Annotated in this window: 15 protein-coding genes; 11 read left to right on the top strand and 4 right to left on the bottom strand. The window is 58.5% G+C overall.

The window, feature by feature from the left end; translation table 11 throughout:
* Positions 1 to 210: 210 nt before the first annotated feature.
* The 3 genes from coaE to uvrB are packed head-to-tail and all read left to right on the top strand — an operon-like array spanning position 211 to position 3718.
* Complete coding sequence (coaE, locus tag AB5750_RS08140; protein WP_055286973.1) at positions 211 to 852, top strand: dephospho-CoA kinase; 642 nt, start codon at positions 211 to 213, stop codon at positions 850 to 852.
* Entirely contained in the window at positions 845 to 1426 is a 582-nt protein-coding gene (locus AB5750_RS08135) for a lytic transglycosylase domain-containing protein (protein WP_368145538.1), read from the top strand. Before coaE ends, AB5750_RS08135 begins: the two co-directional genes overlap by 8 nt.
* A 51-nt stretch (positions 1427 to 1477) precedes the next feature.
* Complete coding sequence (gene uvrB, locus AB5750_RS08130) at positions 1478 to 3718, top strand: excinuclease ABC subunit UvrB (RefSeq protein ID WP_368145537.1); 2241 nt, start codon at positions 1478 to 1480, stop codon at positions 3716 to 3718.
* A gap of 65 nt (positions 3719 to 3783) precedes the next feature.
* Here uvrB and AB5750_RS08125 read toward each other — a convergent pair whose 3' ends face one another.
* From AB5750_RS08125 to AB5750_RS08110, 4 genes are all read right to left on the bottom strand, one after another.
* Positions 3784 to 5424 carry an NAD(P)/FAD-dependent oxidoreductase gene (locus AB5750_RS08125; protein WP_368145536.1) on the bottom strand — a complete coding sequence of 547 codons (1641 nt, stop codon included), beginning with the start codon at positions 5422 to 5424 and terminating at the stop codon, positions 3784 to 3786.
* Between the two features lie 80 nt (positions 5425 to 5504).
* Positions 5505 to 6776: an NAD(P)/FAD-dependent oxidoreductase gene (locus AB5750_RS08120; RefSeq protein ID WP_138112008.1), complete on the bottom strand. Its 1272-nt coding sequence runs from the start codon at positions 6774 to 6776 to the stop codon at positions 5505 to 5507.
* Positions 6777 to 7607, bottom strand: a complete 831-nt coding sequence (locus AB5750_RS08115) for an Mrp/NBP35 family ATP-binding protein (RefSeq protein WP_022094864.1) — start codon at positions 7605 to 7607, stop codon at positions 6777 to 6779. It abuts the gene before it with no gap.
* Positions 7608 to 7752: 145 nt separating this feature from the next.
* Complete coding sequence (locus tag AB5750_RS08110) at positions 7753 to 9906, bottom strand: LTA synthase family protein (protein WP_368145535.1); 2154 nt, start codon at positions 9904 to 9906, stop codon at positions 7753 to 7755.
* Positions 9907 to 10099: 193 nt separating this feature from the next.
* On the opposite strand from AB5750_RS08110, the gene uvrA reads away from it, so the two are divergent.
* The 8 genes from uvrA (at position 10100) to AB5750_RS08070 (ending at position 23184) form a co-directional block, all read left to right on the top strand.
* A complete protein-coding gene (gene uvrA, locus AB5750_RS08105) occupies positions 10100 to 12979 on the top strand; it encodes an excinuclease ABC subunit UvrA (RefSeq protein WP_368145534.1) in 2880 nt (959 codons plus the stop codon).
* Between the two features lie 132 nt (positions 12980 to 13111).
* Complete coding sequence (gene ybaK / locus AB5750_RS08100; protein ID WP_006236166.1) at positions 13112 to 13612, top strand: Cys-tRNA(Pro) deacylase; 501 nt, start codon at positions 13112 to 13114, stop codon at positions 13610 to 13612.
* A gap of 105 nt (positions 13613 to 13717) precedes the next feature.
* Positions 13718 to 15298 carry a murein biosynthesis integral membrane protein MurJ gene (gene murJ, locus AB5750_RS08095; protein WP_117848727.1) on the top strand — a complete coding sequence of 527 codons (1581 nt, stop codon included), beginning with the start codon at positions 13718 to 13720 and terminating at the stop codon, positions 15296 to 15298.
* A 6-nt stretch (positions 15299 to 15304) separates the two neighbouring features.
* On the top strand, positions 15305 to 17245 hold the full coding sequence (uvrC, locus tag AB5750_RS08090) for an excinuclease ABC subunit UvrC (RefSeq protein WP_324249326.1): 1941 nt from the start codon (positions 15305 to 15307) through the stop codon (positions 17243 to 17245).
* Positions 17246 to 17609: 364 nt separating this feature from the next.
* Complete coding sequence (locus AB5750_RS08085) at positions 17610 to 19223, top strand: ABC transporter substrate-binding protein (RefSeq protein ID WP_035138897.1); 1614 nt, start codon at positions 17610 to 17612, stop codon at positions 19221 to 19223.
* A gap of 157 nt (positions 19224 to 19380) precedes the next feature.
* Positions 19381 to 20337 carry an ABC transporter permease gene (locus AB5750_RS08080; protein ID WP_035138896.1) on the top strand — a complete coding sequence of 319 codons (957 nt, stop codon included), beginning with the start codon at positions 19381 to 19383 and terminating at the stop codon, positions 20335 to 20337.
* Between the two features lie 3 nt (positions 20338 to 20340).
* Positions 20341 to 22356, top strand: coding sequence for a dipeptide/oligopeptide/nickel ABC transporter permease/ATP-binding protein (locus AB5750_RS08075; protein WP_035138893.1), 2016 nt, complete (start codon positions 20341 to 20343; stop codon positions 22354 to 22356).
* Complete coding sequence (locus tag AB5750_RS08070) at positions 22357 to 23184, top strand: ABC transporter ATP-binding protein (RefSeq protein ID WP_138112022.1); 828 nt, start codon at positions 22357 to 22359, stop codon at positions 23182 to 23184.
* Positions 23185 to 23245: the final 61 nt, after the last annotated feature.

Below are 23245 nucleotides of genomic sequence, written 5' to 3'. Positions count from 1 at the left end.
GCCAGGGCGCCGCTGACCGGTGGACGGCACCGAGCCGTACGCTTGAACTGAGAAGGGGGAGGCCTCGCGGCCTCCCCCTTTTTTGCGTTGTATACACGTTGTGCTTTGGGACCCACCTCCCCCGTATGCGCTCTTACTCTTTGGCTGTATTTTGAGTCCTTCTAGTGTATTTGAGCGATAATTACTCGCATTGGCGTTAGGGAGGGCTTGATGTTTACCGTATTTGTCTTGGGCAATATTGCTTCGGGTAAGTCGACGGCCTGCCGCTATTTCGAATCTCGTGGCGCTATGCTTATCGATCTGGATGAGCTTGCAAAATCTCTGTATGTGCCGGGCTCTGATATCGTCAATACTCTCGCGGATGAATTCGGTTGGGACATTTTGGATGAGGAAGGCGGCATTCGCCGCAGCATCCTCGCTTCTCGAGCTTTCGCTTCTCCTGATTCGGTCGCACGGCTCAATGGCATCGTGCATCCTGTTCTGATTGAACAGCTTTCGCTTAGGATTCTCGATCCGGTTTGTTGTACGGTTTCATCTCCCCGTTATCCCTTTGCGGTGGTCGAGGTTTCTGCTCCGACTGGTTTTGAGGATGCATTTGGCTTGGCTGATGAAATTCTGGTCATCAGCGCCCCTTTGTCAGTTCGTCGCGAGCGCGCTATTCAACGTGGCATGGAGCCATCTGATTTCGATGCCCGTTCTGCTTGCCAGCCCGATGAGTCTGCGCTGTGCAATCTCGCTACAACGGTGATTGATAATGCCGCAGGCGATAATTCGCTCTTTGAGCAGCTTGACTCATGGCTTGCATGCCACGGGTTTATAGATACTCCGGATAAGGAGGAGGCCGATGCCTAAGGCACGTTTCTTTACGTGGTATCGCGTGGCGCCACTTGCCGTTGTGTTCGTCTTCGGCCTTATTTCGCTCGTCTACTCGTGTGCCCCTGCCGCTTTCTTTAAGCCGCTGTATCCGATTGACTACGAGGCGTATGTAAAGCAATCCAGTATTTCGCATAATCTGGATCCGTATCTGGTGTGCGCTGTCATTAAGTCGGAATCGAATTGGGACCCCGAGGCCGAGTCGAATCAGGGTGCTCAGGGATTGATGCAACTGATGCCCGAGACTGCTCAGGATATGATCGCCAAGGGCCTTGTCGACGGAGGGGAGTATTCGGCCGACAATCTTAACGATCCGGCTACGAATATCGAGTTTGGCTGCGCATACCTCTCGTATCTTCTCGCCTATTTCAACTGGTCGACGGATAGTGCCATCGCCGCCTATAACGCCGGTATGGGCAATGTCGACGGATGGGCGCAGCAGAACACGTCACTCCATAATGCGATTACCTTCCCTGAAACTCAGGCTTATCTGATTCGCGTCAATAATGCCTGGGTTCGATATAAGACTCTCTATCCCGATCGGTTCGTATAGGACTAAGCCCACCGCCTGCGTATACTGCAGATGTATGAGTTAGGAGTATCCATGGCGGAATTTGAAGTAGAACGCGTTGGTGGTGAACTTAAGCGCTTTGGCGTTGAGGGCGCTGAGGTGCCGTTTGAAGTCGTTTCCCCCTATGAGCCTGCCGGTTCCCAGCCCAAGGCCATTGAGTCACTTGTGCGGGGCGTGAGGGACGGAGACCGCTATCAGGTTTTGCTGGGTGTGACTGGTTCGGGTAAGACTTTTACGATGGCCAAAACCATTGAGGCCTTGGGTAAGCCGACCCTTGTCATGGCTCCGAATAAAACGCTCGCCGCTCAGCTTGCGAGCGAGCTCAAAGAATTCTTTCCCAATAACGCTGTGGTCTACTTCGTCTCGTACTACGACTACTATCAGCCCGAGGCGTATGTGCCGCAAAGCGATACATATATCGAGAAAGACTCCTCGATTAACGAAGAGGTCGAGATGCTGCGCCATCAGGCGACCGCGTCACTGCTCTCTCGACGTGATGTGATCGTTGTCGCATCGGTCTCGTGTATCTATGGCATTGGCTCTCCTGAGGACTATGCGGGTCTGGCTCCAAACGTCGACAAGAAGGTGCCGCTCGAGCGCGATGACTTTATCCATGTGCTTATCGACATTCAATATGATCGCAATGACTATGACCTGGCGCGCGGCACGTTCCGCGTGCGCGGCGATGTTGTCGACGTGTATCCGCCTTATGCCGAGCATCCGTTGCGGTTTGAGTTCTTTGGCGACGAGGTCGAGCTGATTGCCGAGATCGATGAGGTTACCGGTGAGATGCTTCGTGAGTACGAGGCCATCCCCGTATGGCCGGCATCGCACTACGTGACCGAGAAGCCGAAGGTCAAGGCGGCTCTGAAATCAATCAGTGAAGAGTGCGAGAAGCGTGTGGCCGAGCTCAAGGCGACCGACAAGTTGCTCGAGGCACAGCGTCTGCAGCAGCGCACCGATTATGATCTTGAGATGCTCGAGACCATGGGTTTTTGTAACGGTATCGAGAACTACTCGCGTCATCTGGACGGTCGAAAACCGGGCGAGCCGCCGTTTACCCTGATCGATTACTTCCCTAAGGACATGCTCTGCATCATCGATGAGAGCCATGTGACGGTGCCGCAGATTCGCGGCATGCACGAAGGTGACCGCTCGCGTAAGGTGACGCTGGTGGAACACGGTTTTCGCCTTCCTTCGGCACTCGATAACCGCCCGCTTCGTTTCGATGAGTTTGAGGCAAGGATCCCCCAGTTCATCTACGTTTCGGCCACGCCGGGCGACTACGAGCTGCGGGTGAGCCAGAACGATGTTGAGCAGATTATTCGTCCGACCGGTCTGCTCGACCCCAAGATTGATGTGCGTCCGGTTCGTGGGCAGATTGACGATCTTGAGGACGAGATTCGCGAGCGCGTGGTGCGCAAGGAGCGCGTACTGGTGACCACGCTCACCAAGCGCATGGCCGAGGACCTGACCGACCATCTGCTTGATGCCGGCATTAAGGTCAATTACATGCACTCCGATACAGCGACGATGGACCGTGTCGAGATCCTGCGAACGCTGCGCGAGGGAAAGATCGATGTTCTCGTTGGCATCAACCTGCTTCGCGAGGGCTTGGATCTCCCCGAGGTCTCACTGGTGGCAATTCTCGATGCCGATAAGGAAGGCTTCTTGCGCAACCGCCGTTCGCTGATTCAGACGATTGGCCGCGCGGCCCGTAACGCCGATGGCGAAGTCATCATGTATGCAGACGTTATGACCGATTCGATGAAAGAGGCCATCGAGGAGACGCAGCGCCGTCGCGAGATTCAGATGGCATATAACGAAGAGCATGGCATTGTGCCCAAGACGGTGCGCAAGGCCATCAACGACATCTCAAGTTTTATTGCCGAGGCCGAAAAAACCGTGGGTTCCAAGGGACGCTCGAAGGGCGACTCTCTTGGCCATGGCGCATTCTATACGCCCGATGAGTCGGGCGAGGGTGGCGTGCCGGAAACGGTGGCGCCCGAGCAGACACTTGCGGAGCAGTTGGAAGAACTGCCGCATGACGAGCTTGTGCGGATCGTCGAAACCATGGAAGAGGATATGCGTAACGCTTCTGCTGCCATGGACTTTGAGGAGGCGGCGCGCCTGCGCGATGCCATCGTTCAGATTCGGGCGATGCTCGAGGGTGCGTCTGAGGACGAGACGATCGAGCGCTTACGTTCGCAGGCCCGCAAGGGTTCCACGTTCGCATCGGGCAGAAAACGCCAGGGTGCACGGTTTAAGAAATAGCGAACATGCCCCGAGTTCCCTGCGGAGCTCGGGGCATGCGTCTTTTGCGCGCTGGAATTCGTGCGTTAGAGGTCTGCGATCAGGGCTTCGGCACAACGGATGCCGTCGGTGGCTGCGCTCATGATGCCGCCGGCATATCCAGCTCCCTCACCACAAGGGTAGAGGCCCGGGGTCGACACAGCATGGCACGTTCGGTCTCGGGTGACAGTGACCGGTGAGCTCGAACGAGTCTCCACGCCGGTAAGAACGGCATCGGGGCGGTCGTAGCCGCGTAGCTTTTTTCCGAGTAGGGGAAGTCCCAGGCGGAGCGACTCGACGATATGCTGCGGCAGGGCTTCGTCAATTGCCGTCCAGGTCACACCGAGCGGATAGGTGGGCTTTACCTTTCCGGGCGCCTTGCTGGCGCGTCCTGCGAGGAAATCTCCGACGAGTTGTGCCGGTGCGTTCCAGTTGGAACCGCCCAGGCGATAGGCGGCCGCCTCGCAGGCACGCTGGAGCTCGACGCCGGCGAGCGGGTCATCGTTGGGAAGGTCCTCAGGCGTGACGTTAACGAGTAAGGCGGCATTTGCATTGCGTCCGTCGCGGGCATTGAGACTGGCGCCGTTGACGCACAGGTGGCCCTGCTCGGAAGAGGCGGCGACAACCTGCCCGCCGGGGCACATGCAAAACGAGAACACGCTGCGGCCGTTGGGAAGATGGGCGACGAGCTTGTAAGGGGCTGCTCCGAGGGCAGGATGTCCCGCCAAGGCTCCATATTGGGCTCGGTCGATGTCGCGCTGCGGATGCTCGATGCGAACGCCCATGGCAAAGGTCTTTTGTGCGAGGGCCACGTTGTGGTCCTTAAGGAGCTCAATAATATCGCGAGCAGAATGCCCGCAGGCGAGGATGAGGTGCTTTGTCTCGATTGGCTCGTAAGCGGCGTCTTGGGACGATTGGACATCAATACCGGTGATGGCGCCAGACGCGTCGATGTGAATGTCGACGAGCTTCGTTCGATAACGGACGATACCTCCGAGCTGCTCGATGCGCTGGGATATAGCGGTGACAACCGTGGGAAGGATGTCGGAGCCAATGTGCGGCTTGGCATCCCACAGAATATCGCGGGGCGCACCCGCCTCGACGAAGGTTTCGAGGATAAGGCGATGGGCGGGATTTTTTGTTCCCGTATTGAGCTTGCCGTCCGAGAAGGTCCCCGCGCCGCCCAGACCAAACTGGATATTACTCTCGGGGTCGAAGATGCGCTCCTTTAGAAAGAGGTCGATCGCATGCGAGCGGCGAAATGCCGGGTCGCCGCGCTCGATGAGCAAGGGCTTAAGACCTGCTTCGGCGAGCGTTAGCGCGGCGAAAAGGCCAGCGCATCCGGCGCCGACAACGACAGGGCGTTCTTGAGGTGCGTCGGAGACGGGGGTGGGGAATGAAGACCCATCGTCTTTTATCGCGCGTACGCGCGAGCGGTCACGCTCGGAAACGCTGTCGACCGCTTCTCGCTCGAGGTGGGGACTGGTCAGCTCAACACGAAAGCTCAGGATAAAATGGACGTCTCGTTTTTTGCGAGCGTCGATTGACTTGCGGTGGAGCTCGATGGACTTGATCTCGGAGTCTTTGCAACGTAGGACGCGCTTGGCGACTCGCTTGCCAACAATGAGGCAGGCATTTTCATCGCCGGCTTCATCGAGCGACGCGTTGACTTGGGTGATTTCAATCATCGAGGTCTCCTTAGAGGCAAGAAAGAGGCCGTCCGGTATCCCAGACGGCCCGAATGCGTTTTTGATTATAGACTGCGCGGCTACAAGCTGCTTGCAGCGCGAATGCCCGAGAGCCATGCCCACGCAAGGTTAAAGCCTCCGCAATCGGCGTCGATGTCGAGCGCTTCGCCGCAGACGTAAAGCGGGGTGTCGACAACGCTGCGCGCGCGTAGACTGGGTGTTGAGATGCTCTCGACAGATACGCCACCACGCGTGACCTGCGCCGAGCGCTCCTCGGCGGTTCCTTCGACGAGCAACTTAAAATGCTTGAGGATCGAGACCAGGTGGATGACATCGTTGGAGCCTGGATGGCACTGCTCGAACGCTGTGCAGACGACGCGGGAGAGTTGCGGGGCGAGCATGCCGTCGAGCCAACGGGGATCGCGGGGCGAAAAGCCGCCGAGCAGCTTAACGCGCCGGTTAAGCATATCGAGCAACTCGTCTTTAGAGAGGTCGGGGAAAACGTCGAGCAGGATCGTATCGCCGCGCTGGATACGACGGGAGAGGTTGAAGACAGCGACGCCCGAGATCCCGAAGGTTCGAAACAGGACTTCACCGTCTTCGTGCCAGAGCTCATTATGATTGCGGGCGAGCGTCAAGCGGGCGCGGACGCGCAGACCGTCCAACGTCTTGAGTGCCGCCCGATCGCCGACGACCGTTGCCGATACGGGGCAGAGGATGGGGCGCAGCGAAGTGAGGGGGAGGCTAAACGTATCGGCGATACCGGTGGGGTTGCCACCCGTGGCGATAATTACGGCATGTGCCTCCAGGGCCTCGTTCTTGCGAGGGACATCGGCGAGCGCTTTCCGAAGCGAGCGGAGCTCCGATTTTCGGTCGTCATGCTTTTTTGCCTTGAGTGCCCGCGCTGGACGGTCTATTTGGAGTGTCCAGCCTTCGGAAGCTTTGTGCGCCGAGGCAACGTTGGCTCCGCAGATTAAGGTGATACCTAGGCGGTCGCAAACGTTGAGAAGCGCGTCGCGCACCGATTCTGCGCGAAGGGAGCGCGGGTATAGCCGGCCTTCCTCGGAGGTTGTCATGATGCCCAGCGAGGAGAAGAAACCCATAAGCTCTTGTTCGGGTTGGGGGCCCATGACAGATTCGACGAATGCGGGGTGGTTATACCGCTGAGGATCAATCGATTCGTTGGAGAGGTTGCAGCGGCCGTTACCGGTCGCAAGGAGCTTAAGGCCGCAGGCGACATCGCGCTCAACGATGCAGACGCTTTTGCCAGCACGTGCAGCCGTAATGGCGGCGGCGAGGCCTGAAGCCCCGCCGCCGATTACCAGGACGTCATAGAAGGCGCTCGTGTTCACTTAGGCCTCGTCGGTCTCGTGCGGGGTAATAGCCTCGACGGCAGAGACTGCCTTGGGCAACATGCCATCGGGCAGTGCGGTCTCGACCTCGCCCTTATCGCAGGCCTCGGCGAGTGCCGGATTGATGGGAAGCTGGCCCAAGATGTCGAGGTTATAGCGTTCTGCGACCTCGGGGAGCTTGCTCTTGCCAAAGACCTCGATCTTCTTGCCGCAGTCGGGACACTCAATATAGCTCATGTTCTCGACAATGCCCAGAATGGGGACGTTCATCTTCTCGGCCATGTTGACCGCCTTGGCGACGATCATCGAGACCAGATCCTGCGGGCTCGTGACGATGACGATGCCGTCGACGGGCAACGACTGGAAGACGGTGAGCGCGACATCGCCTGTTCCCGGAGGCATGTCGACCAGCAGGTAGTCGATGGGGCCCCACGAGGTCTCGCTCCAGAACTGCCTAATGGCGCCTGCGATGACCGGACCGCGCCAAAGGACGGGGTCGGTCTCGTTTTGGAGCAGCAGGTTGGAGCTCATGACCTTGACGCCGTGCTCGGAGATTTCGGGCAGCATAAGGTTGCCGAGGGCATGGACGTGGCGTCCGCTCATACCGAACATCTTGGGGATGGAGGGACCGGTGATGTCGGCATCGAGGACGCCGACCTTGTGGCCGTGACGGGCAAGCTCGGTGGCGATGGCACCGGTGACAAACGACTTGCCGACACCGCCCTTGCCGGAAAGCACGGCGATGACGCGTTTGACCTCGGACAGCGTGTTCTCCTCAAATTGCGACGGCGACGTTTGTCCGCCGGCGGCCTGTGCGTGCTCGCAACCCATGTATGACTCCTTTGTATATGTTGGGGCCGGGGCCCCGTGGTGTGACACGAGCGTCATTGTACCCTCGTTTGCGAGCGGGAGTCATTTGCGATGCATTTGGGCCGAGCGTGCTTGCAATACGATGGGTCCAAACGAATGGGCGGGCTTACTGAACTTTGCTGGCGAACTCGAGGTATTGCATGCGCTGCAGCTTGTCGATCGTCGAGGCGTATGGGCTATCTTCAGATTCCAAGTCGTAGCGCAGCCCGTCGGCACCAAGGTAGCCGGCGACATTGATGGTGGGCACATCTGACCTTGTTGCAAGCAGAGCCTTTTGATAGTCGGTGAGCGGGGCGCCGATCTTATTAAGGGTAATGGCTGCAATCTCGTTTGCCCCGACGGTGTCGTAGACGTTGAACTCGGTATTGCCGGCGATTTCATAGTTAGCCCAGACAAAATATGTCGACTGATAGATACGGAAAGCGTGGCTTGCCGTATCTTCCTGAGGGTACAGCTCGTCGTTGAGGGTCGTTGCGGCGCTCGGCTGATGGTCGCCAAAAAAGACAAGGACAACCGGTCTGCCGATATTGCGGAGCTCGTTGATAAAGTACTCGAGGTCCCGGTCAGATGCGTTGATGCAGGTAAGATAGGTGTTGAGCGCGCTATTGGCGCCCTCGCTGGCTCCCTCGACCCAATAGTTTGTCAGCTCCTCGGCGGGAACGGTGCCATAGTCGTAGCCGCCGTGATTTTGCATCGTGACGTCAAAGATGAACTGCGGGGCTTCGTCGGTTCTAAGCAGGTCGAGTATCTTGTCGTAGGTGGCGTAGTCGCATACGCCGGCATGGTAACAGGGCGCACCTTCGAAATCGCCGATTGAAAGAAAGTCTCCAAAGCCCAGCTGCTGATAGATTTTATCTCGATGGTAGTTGACGGGGTTTTGCGGGTGCATAGCGGTAGCGATATACCCAAGCTCCTTAAGGTCCTTTGCCAGGCTGTTGACGCCATTCATCTGATATAGCTGATAGGGGATTTTGCCTAATCCGACAAAGGCCGTTGTCGCTCCGGTCAAAAATTCGAATTCGGAGTTCGCCGTTCCGCCACCGGCGACCGAAGCGAGCATGGTGCCGCGAACAAGTGTGTCGGGAAGTGAGTTGTAGAATGCGGGGCCGGTGTACCCGGCCGCCTGGAGCTGCTCAAAGCACGAAAGGTCGCTAAAACTCTCGTTCATGACGGCAACAATCGTCGGCTTGATTTCATTGAACTGGGCAACGGCCGCCGCGCGCTGCTCGCTCGAGCCATACGTGCTGTCGTAGGTGGCGGCGAGCTCCTGCTCGATGCTCTGCGCCTCATCGGGCGTATGGTCTTCGGGCTTCTCAATGGGCAACTCGTTGACCATTTCGGTGAACGAAGTGATAAAACCCTGAGACGCATACGTGGTGATGGGCTGCCAACGGTCAAATCCAAAATTCAGCGCCTGCTCCAAGTCGATGCTGGAAAAGCCCGAGAGCCCCACAACGGTCACTAGCAGAAAAGCGCAGAGGTTAGCGGCGATTGCGGGGAACACATGGGTGGGTGTACGGAGCTTTCTCGGTCGGATAAGCGAAAGAAGCCCCAGGGAAATCTCCAGCAGGGCTAGAGAGGTTACGATTCCGGCGGTAAAGGTAAACTCGTATCCCTCGCTCACTTCCATTGCGGTGCCAAGGGCCAAGATATCGCTTGGCAGGATGGCCTCACCTTTAAACGTTATGACGAAGTGCTCGGCAATGCCAAGGATGCAACAGGCGACGGGCACGAGGGCCATGACGCCTCCATGACGCTGTCCCAGCAAATAAAGGGAGAGCAGAACCGTCGCGAGCAGCCCGACGGAAAACCCGAATGAGTTGGCGGGAATGCGATAGAACGTTTCGTTACAGGCAATTTCGAGTGAAACGAACGAGAGCGCTGAAACAGCGGCGATGACAAGGATGTCACGGCAAATACAGGCAACCGTTCCCGTCGCAAGATCGGTTTGGTCGATAAGTCCCGAAACCAAGGGTTCGACAAGAAGTATGACGGCGGCAGCACCGAGCGCCGAATAAGAAAGGAGCCATAGGGAACTGTCCTCATTTACGAGCAATTGATTCGTAACCCATGCAGCTACCACGCCGAGCGGGATGAGGAGCGTCGCGCACCAAAAGACGCGGGCAATGGGCGGCTTTTCATTGTGTTTGATTGAAAAATACACGCGCACGACGACGGCGGCCACGATAAGGACGGCGATGAATATGGGCAGATTGGCCATGTCGCTCGAAGTGATTTCAAGGGGGATATCTTCGGTCATGGACGTTCCTCTGTTACAGCAAATTAAGTTCAGTATTAGATTACTGTAACCTTTCCACGGCATTTCGAGAAACAAAGCGCCCGATACGCAAAGCTAAAGGTCTGCGAATCTTGTATTACGAACATCTGTGCGCGTCGAGTGCGCTAAACTCATCGGCAGTATGATTCGATGCAATAGGAGGCAAGGAGCTTCCATGTCTGATTCTTCTATCGTTATTCGCGGCGCTCGTGAGCACAACCTCCGTGATATCGATGTTTCCATTCCGCGTGACCAACTCGTGGTCATTACCGGTCTTTCTGGCTCGGGCAAGAGTTCGCTGGCATTTGACACTATCTATGCCGAGGGCCAGCGTCGATACGTCGAGAGCCTTTCGAGCTATGCGCGCCAGTTCTTGGGCCAGATGGACAAACCCGACTTGGATTCAATCGACGGCCTTTCGCCGGCGGTGTCGATCGACCAAAAGACGACGTCTAAAAACCCTCGCTCGACGGTTGGCACCGTAACCGAGATTTATGACTATCTGCGCCTGCTGTTCGCCCGTGTGGGCACCCCGCACTGTCCCGAATGCGGCCGCGTCATTGAGCGCCAGACGACCGACCAGGTTGCCGACAAAGTCTTGGCGGCGGGGGAGGGTCGCCGCGCGTTTGTGCTGGCACCGGTGGTGCGCGGGCGAAAAGGCGAGTACACCAAACTGTTTGAGGACCTTCGCGCCGAGGGCTTTAGCCGCGTGCGTGTCGACGGCGAAGTGCGCTCGCTCGACGATCCGATCGATCTGGACAAGAAGTTCAAGCACGATATCGAGGTCGTGGTCGATCGCATCGTGATCCGTGAGAATTCTCTGGGCCGTATCGCCGAGTCTGTTGAGCAGGCGACCGCGCTGGCTCACGGCAATGTAAACGTGTACATGCTGCCCGATCGTGATGCTCCCGAGGGGACCGAGGGCGAGCTGCTGGAGTATTCGTTGGCCTTGGCGTGCCCGGAGCATGGACACTCCATTGACGATCTTCAGCCGCGTGATTTTTCGTTTAACGCTCCCTATGGCGCATGTCCTGAGTGCGATGGCCTGGGCTTTAAGAAAACCGTTGATGCCGAGGCGCTGATCGAGGACCCCTCGAAGTCCATTGCCGACGGAGTCTTTGGTAGCCTGTTTGGCAATTCGAACTACTACCCGCAGATTTTTGCTGCGGTCTGTAAACACTTTAAGGTGGGCACCGATACGCCGTGGGAGGACTTGCCCCCTCGCGTACGTCGTGCATTCTTGGATGGCCTGGGCGATACGAAGATCTCGGTTGACTACCAAAAGCTCGACGGACGTCGTAGCCAGTGGGATACCAAGTTTTCGGGCGTTCGCAACATCCTGTACGAACGCTATACCGAGACGACGAACGAGAACACCAAGGCGCGCTTGGAGAAGTACATTCGCGAGGAACCGTGCTCGAGCTGCCACGGCGCTCGTTTGCGCCCTGAGATGCTCGCCGTCACCGTGGGCGGCAAGTCCATTTACGAGGTTTGTTGCCTGTCGTGCCGTGAGTCGCTCGAGTTTTTTGAGGGCCTGGAGCTCACCGAGCGCCAACAGTTTATCGGCGGGCGCATCGTCAAGGAAATCCTGGAGCGCTTGCGTTTTCTGGTCGATGTTGGACTCGACTATCTGACGCTCGATCGTGCCTCGGCGACGCTTTCTGGTGGCGAGGCGCAGCGTATTCGCCTGGCAACGCAGATCGGCGCGGGTCTCATGGGCGTGCTCTATATTCTGGATGAGCCCTCGATCGGTCTTCATCAGCGTGACAACGAGCGCCTGATCAAGACGCTCGAGCGCCTGCGCGATATCGGCAATACCGTTATCGTCGTCGAACACGACGAGGATACAATCCGTGCCGCCGACTACGTGATCGACATGGGGCCCGGCGCCGGCGTCAACGGCGGACACGTAGTCGCGGCGGGAACGCCTGCCGATATTATGGCTTGTCCTGAGTCGATGACGGGCGCTTATCTGACCGGCAAACGAATGATCCGGGTGCCTGATGAACGGCGCAAGCCCGGTCGCGGCTGCCTTAAAATTACGGGCGCTCGAGCCAACAACCTCAAAAACGTTACCGCCAAGATCGAGTTTGGTACGCTTACGGTTGTTACCGGCGTGTCGGGATCGGGCAAGAGCTCCCTGGTTACCGACACCATTGCGCCTGCCCTTACGAATGCCATTCACCGTTCGACGCGCCCTGTGGGTCCGTATAAGAAAATCGAGGGCATCGAGTGTATCGATAAGGTTATCGATATCGACCAGTCGCCGATTGGCCGCACGCCGCGTTCCAACCCTGCTACCTATATCGGCCTGTGGGATGATCTTCGCGCGCTGTTTGCGAGTACGCCGGAGTCGAAGGCGCGCGGCTACTCGCCGGGTCGTTTCTCCTTTAATGTGAGTGGCGGGCGCTGTGAAGCGTGCAAGGGCGATGGGCAGATCAAGATCGAGATGCACTTCCTTCCCGATATCTACGTTCCCTGCGAAGTTTGCGGCGGTAAACGCTACAACCGCGAGACACTCGAGGTCACCTACCGTGGCAAGACCATCTCGGACGTACTTGACATGAGCGTCGCCGAGGCACTGGCTTTCTTTGGGAATATCCCGCAGATTAAGCGCAAGCTTCAGACGCTGTACGATGTAGGCTTGGGCTACGTGAGCCTGGGCCAGCCCGCCACGACGCTTTCGGGTGGCGAGGCGCAGCGTGTGAAACTCGCCAAGGAGCTTCATCGACGCCAGACGGGCAAGACGTTCTATATTTTGGACGAGCCGACGACCGGCCTTCATTTTGAGGACGTCCGCCAGCTGCTCGATGTGCTGCAGCGCTTGGTCGATGCGGGCAACACGGTGCTGGTGATTGAACACAACCTTGATGTCATCAAGGTTGCCGACCGCCTGATCGATATGGGTCCCGAGGGCGGTAACGGCGGCGGAACCGTCGTGGTTTCGGGCACACCGGAGCAGGTTGCGGACTGTCCGCAGAGTTATACGGGCAAGTTTTTGGCGCCGTTGCTCAGGCGTGACCGGGAGCGTCAGGCTCAACTTGATGCTCAATAAATAGGCGATTCAGTTTATGGGCGCCATCGACTCCTTGTGATTCGATGGCGCTTGCTGTGTCGAAGTGACGTATGCAGCCGAATTGGACATATACTTAATCTTTGCGTCCGAATGCGAGGGAAAGGATATGTCATGGCAAAGGCTGTAAAGACGCCAAAAACCAATGCGATGCGCGAGCTGGAAAGCGCCGGCATTTCCTATGTTCTACATACGTACGAAGACGATGGTGATGAGTCGGTGGGCCTGGGGGTCGCGATTTCGGAGCAGCTTGGCGAGGAGCCCGGTCAAGGATTTAAGACTTTGGTCTGCGTGACACCGTCCAACGACTATGTCGTGTGCTGCATCCCTGTTGCCGACGAGCTCGATCTAAAGTCCGCCGCGCGTGCCGCGGGGGAGAAGTCCTTGGCCATGATGCATGTGAAGGATTTGCTTGCGGCGACTGGCTACGTTCGCGGCGGCTGCAGCCCGGTCGGTATGAAAAAACGCTACCGGACGCTCATTGATGAGACATGCGTCCTTTGGGATACCATTTTTATTTCGGGAGGCAAGCGTGGTTATCAGCTCGAGCTTGCACCCGATGATTTAATTGCATTTTGTGGGGCGACGGTTGCCGCGATTACGAGAGAGGACTGAGCGATGCCGCAGGAAGAATTGAAGCGCGGAGCTCATTTTGCAAAAGAATCTGCGCCTCAGACACCCTCATCCGAAGCTTCTTCGTCGCGAGATGACACTGACGACATGGGCTCGTCGGACTACTCCACGGTTGGTCGTTCTGCCGGGCTTATGACCATCCTGACTATCGTGTCTCGCGTCACCGGTTTTATCCGCACGTGGGCAATGGCGGCCGCTATCGGCATGTCGCTGCTCTCGTCCTCCTATCAGGTCGCCAACAACCTGCCCAATATGCTCTACGAACTCGTGATGGGCGGCATGCTCGTGACGGCGTTTTTGCCCGTGTACATGGGCGTGAGGCGTGAGCAGGGTCGCGAGGCCTCGAACGAGTACGTGGGCAACCTGCTCGGCATTCTGCTTTTAGTGCTGGGTGGCATTTCGTTGCTGGGGACCGTGTTCGCCCCGGGCTTTATCTGGACGCAATCGTTCCTTTCGGGTGACGGTGGCAGCATGGATACCGCTGCGTTCATGTTCCGTTTCTTTGCCATCCAGATTCTGTTTTATGGTTTGGGCTCGGTGTTCTCGGGCGTTCTCAACGCACACCGCGACTACTTCTGGTCGACGTTTGCCCCGGTCCTCAACAATGTGATCGTCATTGCGAGCTTTATGGGTTTTGCGCCCGTGTCCGCACAGTTTGGCGAACGTGCCGGCATCATCTTGATTGCGGCCGGTACGACCCTCGGTGTCTTTGTTCAGATGGCATGTCAGATTCCCGCGCTTGGCAAGCACGGCGTGCATCCCCATATCCATATCGACTTTAAGGACCCCGCGCTGCGCCAGACGATTGCGCTCGGTATCCCGACGCTGCTCGCCACGGTGTGCATGTTTGTCTCGACTTCTATCACCAACGCTGCCGCGCTGGTGGTCCAGCCCGAGACGGGTCCTTCCGTCATCGCCTATGCGCGCCTGTGGTACACGCTGCCCTACGCGCTGATTGCCGCCTCGCTTTCGACGGCGCTCTATACCGAGCTCTCTCATGACGCACAGGAGAAGGATTACGACAGCGTTCGCACGGGCATTTCGCGTGGCGTCGCCCAGATGCTGTTCTTCCTGATTCCGTTCGCACTGTACCTGATTGTCTTCGCACGTCCGCTCAATATGATCTACTGTGCTGGCAAGTTCGATGAATCCGGCGTGGCTCTGGTGTCCGAGTACCTTGTCTACCTGGCGCTCTCGCTGCCGCTCTACGGCGTGGTCGTGTTGATGCAGAAGAGCTTCTCTGCCTTGCTCGACATGAAGCCCTATAGCCGCTATTGCCTGTATTCCGCCATCGGCCAGGCCGGCTCGGTTCTGCTGTTTGGCGTTGTGCTGGGCTTCGGTATGCCGGCAATCGCGCTTTCGTATGTCGTCGACTACGTGATCTTGGTCGGCTGTTCGCTGTGGTGGCTGCGTCGTCGCCTGCGTGGCCTTCAGGTCAAATCTATCCTACATGGCGGTTTCTTTGGCCTTTTGCTCGGTGGCCTAGGTGCTGCCGCAGGCGCCGGCGTCATGTGGGCGCTTGAACACTTTGTCGGGGCACTTGGCGGCTCGATTCTGATTACTCTTGGCTACGTTTGCGTTGCGGGTGTCGCCTCGCTTGTTGTTACCTTTGGCCTTGCCGTCGTCCTTAAGATGCCCGAGGTCTCGGCGCTGCTTCGTCGCAAGTAGGTGCGCGTGGCCGGTCACGACAACATACCAACGCTTGCCGAGCAGGTTTCGCGCGTTCCCACACAGCCCGGATGCTACCTTTGGAAGGATGCCAAGGGCGATGTCATCTACGTGGGCAAGGCGAAAAACCTGCGCGCCCGCATGCGTCAATACGTGACACTGCAGGATGAGCGTCAAAAGATCCCGCTGATGATGCAGCTGGTGGCGAGCTTTGACTACATCGTTGTCGAAACCGAGCATGAGGCGCTTGTACTCGAGCGCAACCTGATCGGCCAGTACCATCCGTACTTTAACGTCGACCTCAAGGATGACAAGAGCTACCCCTTTATCGCCATTACAAAGGGCGACCTGTATCCCGCGATCAAATACACGCGTGAGCGTCATAAGCCGGGAACGCGCTATTTTGGACCCTATACCGATAGCCGTGCGGCACGTGAGACGATAGATACGCTGCGCAAGGTTATCCCCATCTGCTCTGCATCCTGTGCGGAGTGGCGTCGTTGTCGCCGTACCATCGAGTCCCACAAGGGCGAGGAAGACATCGTCAATATGATTTGCGCACAAAACGGGCGTCCCTGCTTTGACTACCATGTCGGGCGCGGCCCGGGTGCGTGTGTCGGCGCGATTTCCCCGGCAGACTATGCCAAGAACGTCAAGCGTGTCGAGCGCTTTTTGTCGGGCCATCGCAAGGATGTCGTCGATGAGCTGACCTCCGAGATGACGGATGCCGCCGAGGCGCTCGACTTTGAGCGCGCGGCACGCGTCAAACGTCGTTTGGAGGTCATCAGGGGTCTGGACGATCGTCAGCAAGTCGTTTTTCCCTCCAGTGTCGATATCGATGTCATCGGGTTCTATCGCGAGGAGACCATCTCCGCCGCTTGCGTCTTCGTCGTTCGCGAGGGCCGAACAGTTCGCACCTGCGAGTTCATTCTCGACAAGGGTCTTGATGTTGACGAGGAAGAGCTCCAGTCGGGCTTTCTTAAGCGCTATTACGACGAGACGGCTGATATTCCAGCTGAGGTCAACCTTTCCGTCGAGCTTGAGGATGCGGAGGCGCTGGGGGAGTGGCTTGCGGGCAAGCGTGAGCGTTCCTGCCATCTCCATAGGCCGCAGCGTGGCGAAAAGCACCGTCTGCTCGATATGGCATCCAAAAATGCGCGCCATGCCCTCATGCGCTACATGATGCGAACGGGGTACGCTGACGACCGCACCAATCAAGCGCTCCTGGAGCTCGAAAGTGCGTTGGCGCTGCCATCGCCGCCGTTGCGTATCGAGTGCTTCGATATCTCTACACTGCATGGCACCTTTACGGTCGCCTCGATGGTGGTGTTTACCAACGGGCGCGCCGACAAGAGCCAGTACCGTCGTTTTAAAATTCAGGCCGAATTGGACGAGGCAAACGACTTCGTGTCGATGTCCGAGGTTTTGGGACGACGCTATGCTCCCGAGCGCATGGCCGACGAGCGCTTTGGCTCGCGCCCCGATTTGCTCGTTGTCGATGGCGGTAAGCCGCAATTGACCGCTGCGATCAAGCAACTTGAGGCTCTTGGGCTCGATATACCAGTTTGTGGCTTGGCGAAGGCCGACGAGGAAGTTTTTGTGCCTTGGGACGAGACTCCTGTCGTGCTGCCGACCGGGTCTGCTTCGCTCTATCTAATTAAACAGGTACGCGATGAGTCCCACCGATTTGCCATCACGTTCCACCGTGAGTTGCGCGATAAAGCCATGACGGTTTCGGTGCTCGATGACGTTCCAGGCGTGGGACCCACCAGAAAACGTGCCCTTATGCGCCATTTTGGCTCGATGAAGCGTTTGCGCGCGGCGAGCGAGCAAGAGATCGCGAAAGTTCGCGGCATACCTGCCGATGTTGCCAAGGCGGTCCACGAGGCGCTCGTTGCATGGAATGCCGAGCGCGCCGAGGCGGCGGCTGGCCATTCCGATAGCTAAACACGAGCCTAAACAACTGATATACATGATTGCGCGATTTTCAACCATTTATTTCGCCATGATTGCCTGCTGATTTCGGGTTTTATTAACGCTAAAACGTTTGACTAACCCAAGCGAAAACCCTGCTATCCTGCGGGTTGACGAAGACTGATATCTCACCTCGCCGATACATACTGTCTGGCGAATCATTTGTCAATGAATTCGGTGAACGGTAGTAAATACCGTTCAAGCGTATGTATGTATCGGTCGCCGAGCGCGGCACCTCAGTTGGGTTCGTCGGTAGGTAAGGTATATATCGTCCGCAAGTTGCGCGGGGGCACGTCTAGGTGCTCCCGAGTAAGATTCTCTATTGATAGGAGAAGACATGGCCATCATCAACAAGGGTATGTCCAGGCGTTCGTTCCTCGGCCTCACCGGCAGCGTCGCTGCTGTCGCCGGCCTTGGTCTCACTGGCTGCGGTGGCAGCTCTAGCGACGAGGGTTCCGCTTCCGGCTCCACCGATTCCGCCAACCGTGGCGGCGGCGTGATCACCGCTGGTTCCGCTTACGCTCCGTCCAGCTTCGATCCCGCCAGCACCGGCTCCGCTGTGGGCCTGGGTGCTAACTGGCACGTCGTCGAGGGCCTCTACGGTATCGATTACCACGACTACAGCACCTTCAACGAGCTCGCCACCGACGATCCCAAGTCTGTGGACGACACCACTTTCGAGGTCACCATCCGCAAGGGCGCCAAGTTCTCCGATGGCACCGAGGTCACCGCTGACGATGTCGTTGCCTCCTACACCGCTTGCGCCGCTTCCGCTACCTATGCTCCGTTCTTCCAGCCCTTCGAGTCCATCGAGGCCAAGGACGCCAGCACCGTGACGGTCAAGACTAAGGTCCCCAACTTCTCCCTGCTCAAGGATCGTCTGGCCATCGTCCGCGTTACCCCGGCCACCCAGACCGAGGAGGATCGCGCCAAGCAGCCGATCGGTTCCGGCCCCTGGATGTACGACTCTATCTCCGATACCGAGATCACCTTGGTTCCCAACCCCGAGTACAACGGTGAGTATGCTGCCGAGGATAAGAAGATCCAGTACAGCATCCTGACCGACCCCACCGCTCGCGTTACCGCTCAGCAGGAGGGCTCCACGCTCGTTATGGAGCTCGTTACCGCTGACGCCGTCGACCAGCTCGAGAGCGCCGGCTGCAAGATCGATAACGTTCAGGGTTTCGGCACCCGCTTCATCATGTTCAACGTCGCCAAGGAGCCTTGGAACAACGTCAAGGTCCGTCAGGCTGTCATGTACGCGCTCGACACCGAGAAGATGGTCAGCAACACCTTCGCCGGCCTTGCCACCGCTGCCAGCTGCTACCTGCCCAAGAGCTTCACCAACTATCATGAGGCTTCCACGGTGTACAAGACCGACGCCAAGAAGGCTAAGAAGCTCATCGAGGAGTCTGGCATCACCCCGGGTGCCATCACCCTGCGCACCACCGACAACGAGCAGATTAAGGGCATGGCCGCCCAGGTCAAGAACGACCTCGACGCTCTCGGCTTCGATGTGACCATCCAGACCGATACCTCGCCGGCCACTTACGCTGCCATCGACGGCGGCGAGGCCTACGATATCCTCCTTGCCCCTGGCGATCCTTCCTGCTTCGGCGCCGACCCCGACCTGCTGCTCAACTGGTGGTACGGCGACAACGTCTGGATGCAGACCCGTTGCCCGTGGAAGGAGTCCGCTGAGTGGCAGAAGCTCCACGGCCTCATGGACGAGGCTCTTGCCGCCGAGGGCGACGAGCAGCAGAAGAAGTGGAACGAGTGCTTCGACATCATTGCCGACAACGCCGTTCTGTACCCCGTTGTCCACGTCAAGACCGTCTCCGCTTCCTGGGACGATCCGTCCACTGCACCCAACGGCGAGGCCCTCGATGGCTTCAAGGGCATCGGCACGACGAGCATGTCCTTCAGGGGCGTTGCGACCGTCAAGGCGTAAGACTCGCTTGAGTCTGTATGCAGGATGTCGGTCGTTGGGACCGTATCCTCATAGTTGAAACAAAGACCCGGGCGGCAACGATGTCGCTCGGGTCTTGTAATGAGTATCCGTACTCATATACCAGTTGGTCCTACCGACAAAAGAAAGGGGAGAGAACGTGAACAACTTGCTACGTTTGATTGGAAGGCGTCTTGTGGCGCTGCCGATCATGGCATTGGGCGTCACCGTCCTGGTGTTCTTCCTTATGTCGTTCTCCAAGACCGACCCCGCCTACACGGCGTTGGGTGACGGTGCCTCGCCCGAGGCGGTTGCCGAGTACCATGAGAAGTATGGTCTGGACGACCCCTGGCCCGTGCGCTACGTGCGCTATATGGGCGATTTGATCCATGGCGACATGGGCACCTATGGTGCTGCTCGCAACTCCGTTGCCAAGCGCATCTCCACGGCCCTGCCCGTCACGATGCAGCTGACCTTCATCGGTCTTGCCATCGGTGCGGTCGTTTCGTTTTTGCTCGGCGTCATCGCGGCACTGTATCGCGACAAATGGCCGGACCAAGTAATCCGTGTCTTTTCCATCGCCGGCTTGGCAACCCCGTCGTTCTGGCTTGCCGTTCTGTTGATCCTGCTGTTCTCTTCCTACCTTAAGGTGCTCCCGGCATCGGGCGCTCTGCCTCACTTCACCACGAATCCGGTTGGCTATCTGGGGCGTATGATCATGCCCGCTATCGCCTTGGCATTTCCGCTGACGGGCCAGATGACTCGTATCGTGCGTACCGCCATGGTCGAGGAGCTCGACAAGGATTATGTCCGTATGGCTCGCGGCGCCGGCGTTCCCGAGAAGGTCGTCGTCGGCATCAACGTTCTTCGCAATGCGCTGATCACCCCGGTCACCACCCTCGGTCTTAAGATCGGTTACCTCATGGGCGGCGCCGTCGTCATCGAGGTTATCTTCAACCTCCCCGGCATGGGCACCGCGATTCTGCAGGGCGTTCAGGGCAACGAGGCGAACCTGGTTCAGGGCGTCGTCATCGTCGTTGCTCTTGCCTTCATCATCATCAACATCGTGGTTGACATGCTCTACCTGCTCATCAACCCGCGCATCAGGACGGTGTAGATTATGGTAAAGATTCGAGAGAAGCAAACCGAGCAGCTCGAGAAGGCTGCCTCCAAGGGGCTCAAGCTCGGTGGCTGGAAGAAGATGACGCTGTCTTCTAAGATTGCCGCCGTCGTGCTGGTGCTGGTCGCCCTGACTGCGATTCTGGCGCCCCTTCTTGCCCCCTATAGCCCGGTCGAGATCTTTACGGCTCGCCAGGCTCCCGGCAACGGATTTATCTTCGGTACCGACGATAAGGGTCGCGACATTCTGTCGCGTATGCTCTACGGTGGTCGTTACTCGCTGATTATCGGCTTTGGCGCCACTGCCATGGCTCTGGTCTGCGGCTCGGTCGTGGGCGCCCTTGCAGCGGTTTCGCGCAAGGCCGTCTCCGAGACGATCATGCGTATCTTGGACATCATCATGTCCATCCCGGGCATCGCCCTCGCGGCCGTCTTCGTCTCCATCCTGGGCAACTCCGTGCCGTCGATCATCTTCGCCATCGGCTTTATGTACACTCCGCAGATTGCCCGTATCGTACGCGCCAATATCGTGTCCGAGTACGGCGAGGACTATGTCCGCGCGGTCATCGTTTCCGGCGCCAAGGCTCCGTGGATTTTGATTAAGCATGTTCTGCGTAACTGCATCGCCCCGATCATGGTCTTCACCGTTACCCTGGTCGCCGACGCCATCATCTTCGAGGCCTCGCTGACCTTCATCGGCGCTGGTATCCAGGAGCCCACCGCTACCTGGGGCAACATCCTCGCCGACGCCCGCGGCGGCGTGCTCGCCGGTCGTTGGTGGCAGGCGCTGTTCCCGGGCCTAGCCATCATGATCACCTGCCTGGCGCTCAACATCCTCTCCGAGGGCATTACCGACGCCATGGCCGCTGCTCCCTCCGCTGCCCTTGATCCGACCGATTCCTCCAAGCGTCGCGAGGCCGACCTGCTGGTCTCCGACCCCGTTCGCGCCTACAAGGAGCAGGCCCAGTCCCTCTCCGCTCGCCTTGGCGCCCTGCGCGATGTCGAGCTCAAGCGTGACGATCGCCACGTGCCCGACGAGTCCGTTGAGCCGATTCTCTCGGTCCGTGACTTCTGCATCCAGTTTGAGCATCACGGTGATATCAACGTCGTCGACCATGTCAACTTTGACGTTCGTCCTGGTCAGACCATGGGCCTGGTGGGCGAGTCCGGTTGCGGTAAGTCCATCACCACGCTGGCCATCATGGGCCTGACCGACGATGACGAGCATCTTTCCGGCGAGGTTCTCTGGGAGGGTCGCGACCTGCTCAAGATGAGCAAGAAGGAGTGGTTCGGCCTGCGCGGTACCGATATCGCTATGGTCTATCAAGACGCCCTGTCCTCGCTTAATCCCTCCATGCTCATCTCTGCCCAGATGAAGCAGCTCACCAAGCGCGGCGGAACCCGCAGCGCCGAGGAGCTCCTGGAGCTCGTCGGCCTCGATCCCAAGCGCACGCTCGAGAGCTATCCGCACGAGCTTTCCGGCGGCCAGCGTCAGCGTGTCCTGATCGCTATGGCCCTTACCCGCGACCCCAAGCTGGTCATCTGCGACGAGCCCACGACCGCTCTGGACGTTACCGTCCAGAAGCAGGTCATCAAGCTGCTCAACGATCTTCAGGCCAAGCTCGGCTTTGCCATGATCTTTGTTTCGCATGACCTGGCTCTGGTCGCCGAGGTTGCCCATAACATCACGGTTATGTACGCTGGCCAGGTTATCGAGCAGGCACCCACCAAGGAGCTGCTCACCAACCCGATCCACGAGTACACCCGCGGTCTTCTGGGCTCCGTTCTGTCCATCGAGAGCGGCTCGGGCCGTCTGCACCAGGTCCCCGGCGCCGTTCCCAGCCCGCGCGATTTCCCCAAGGGCGATCGCTTCGCACCCCGCTCGAGCCATCCGCGTATTGGCCTGGATACCCGTCCGGTCTTCAAGCGCGTGCCCGGCACCGAGCACTTCTATTCCGAGCTCCCCGACGAGGTGCTCAAGGCAAATGGTTTGACCCCTCACGCGGAGGTGATGTAGATGAGCGATACCGCAGTCAACGGCGTCGAGCCGATCATCTTCCTTGATGACGTCCACGTCACCTTTAGGACCCGTACCGGCTCGATTCTGCACCCCAACCTGGTTCACGCCGTCCAGGGTGTAACGATTAAGCTCATGCCCGGTCAGACGATCGGCATCGTCGGCGAGTCCGGTTGCGGTAAGTCCACCACCGCTAACGTCATGTGCGGCCTGCAGGCCCCCACGAGCGGCAAGGTCTACTTTAAGGGCAAGGACGTTACCAAACGTACCGCCGAGGACCGTCGCCACATGGGTCGCGTCATCTCGGTCGTGTTCCAGAACCCGGCCACGGCGCTCAACCCCCGCATGGTCGTTCGCGAGCAGCTGCTCGACCCCATGCGCGTCCACAACCTGGGTACCGAGGCCGAGCAGGAGAAGCGCGTCAAGGAACTCTTGGAGCTCACCGGTCTGCCCAGCTCCGCTGCCGAGGTTCTTCCCGGCCAGCTTTCGGGCGGCCAGCGTCAGCGCGTCGCAATTGCCCGTGCCCTGTCGCTGAACCCCGATGCCATCATCGCCGACGAGCCCACCTCGGCTCTGGACGTTTCGGTCCGCGCGCAGATTCTGAACCTGCTGACCGACCTTAAGAAGGAGCTCGGCCTGGCCATGGTGTTCATCAGCCATGACATCCAGACGGTCCGCTATATCTCTGACGACATCATCGTTATGAATGGCGGCAAGATCGTCGAGCAGGGCGAGGCCAAGCAGGTCTTCCAGCACCCCCAGGACCCCTACACCAAGATGCTGCTCGGCGCTGCGCCGTCGCTGCTGCATCCCAAGCTCGGCGAGTAACCTCGCTTTCCCTCCCGTGCGCCCGGTTCCCTTGCCGGGCGCACCTCCGTTGCGATTTCGA

This window comes from Collinsella aerofaciens (assembly GCF_040926185.1).
GTDB lineage: Bacteria > Actinomycetota > Coriobacteriia > Coriobacteriales > Coriobacteriaceae > Collinsella > Collinsella aerofaciens_BC.
Note: the sequence above shows the minus strand (reverse complement) of the source record. Positions and strands in the feature narration are given on the sequence as shown.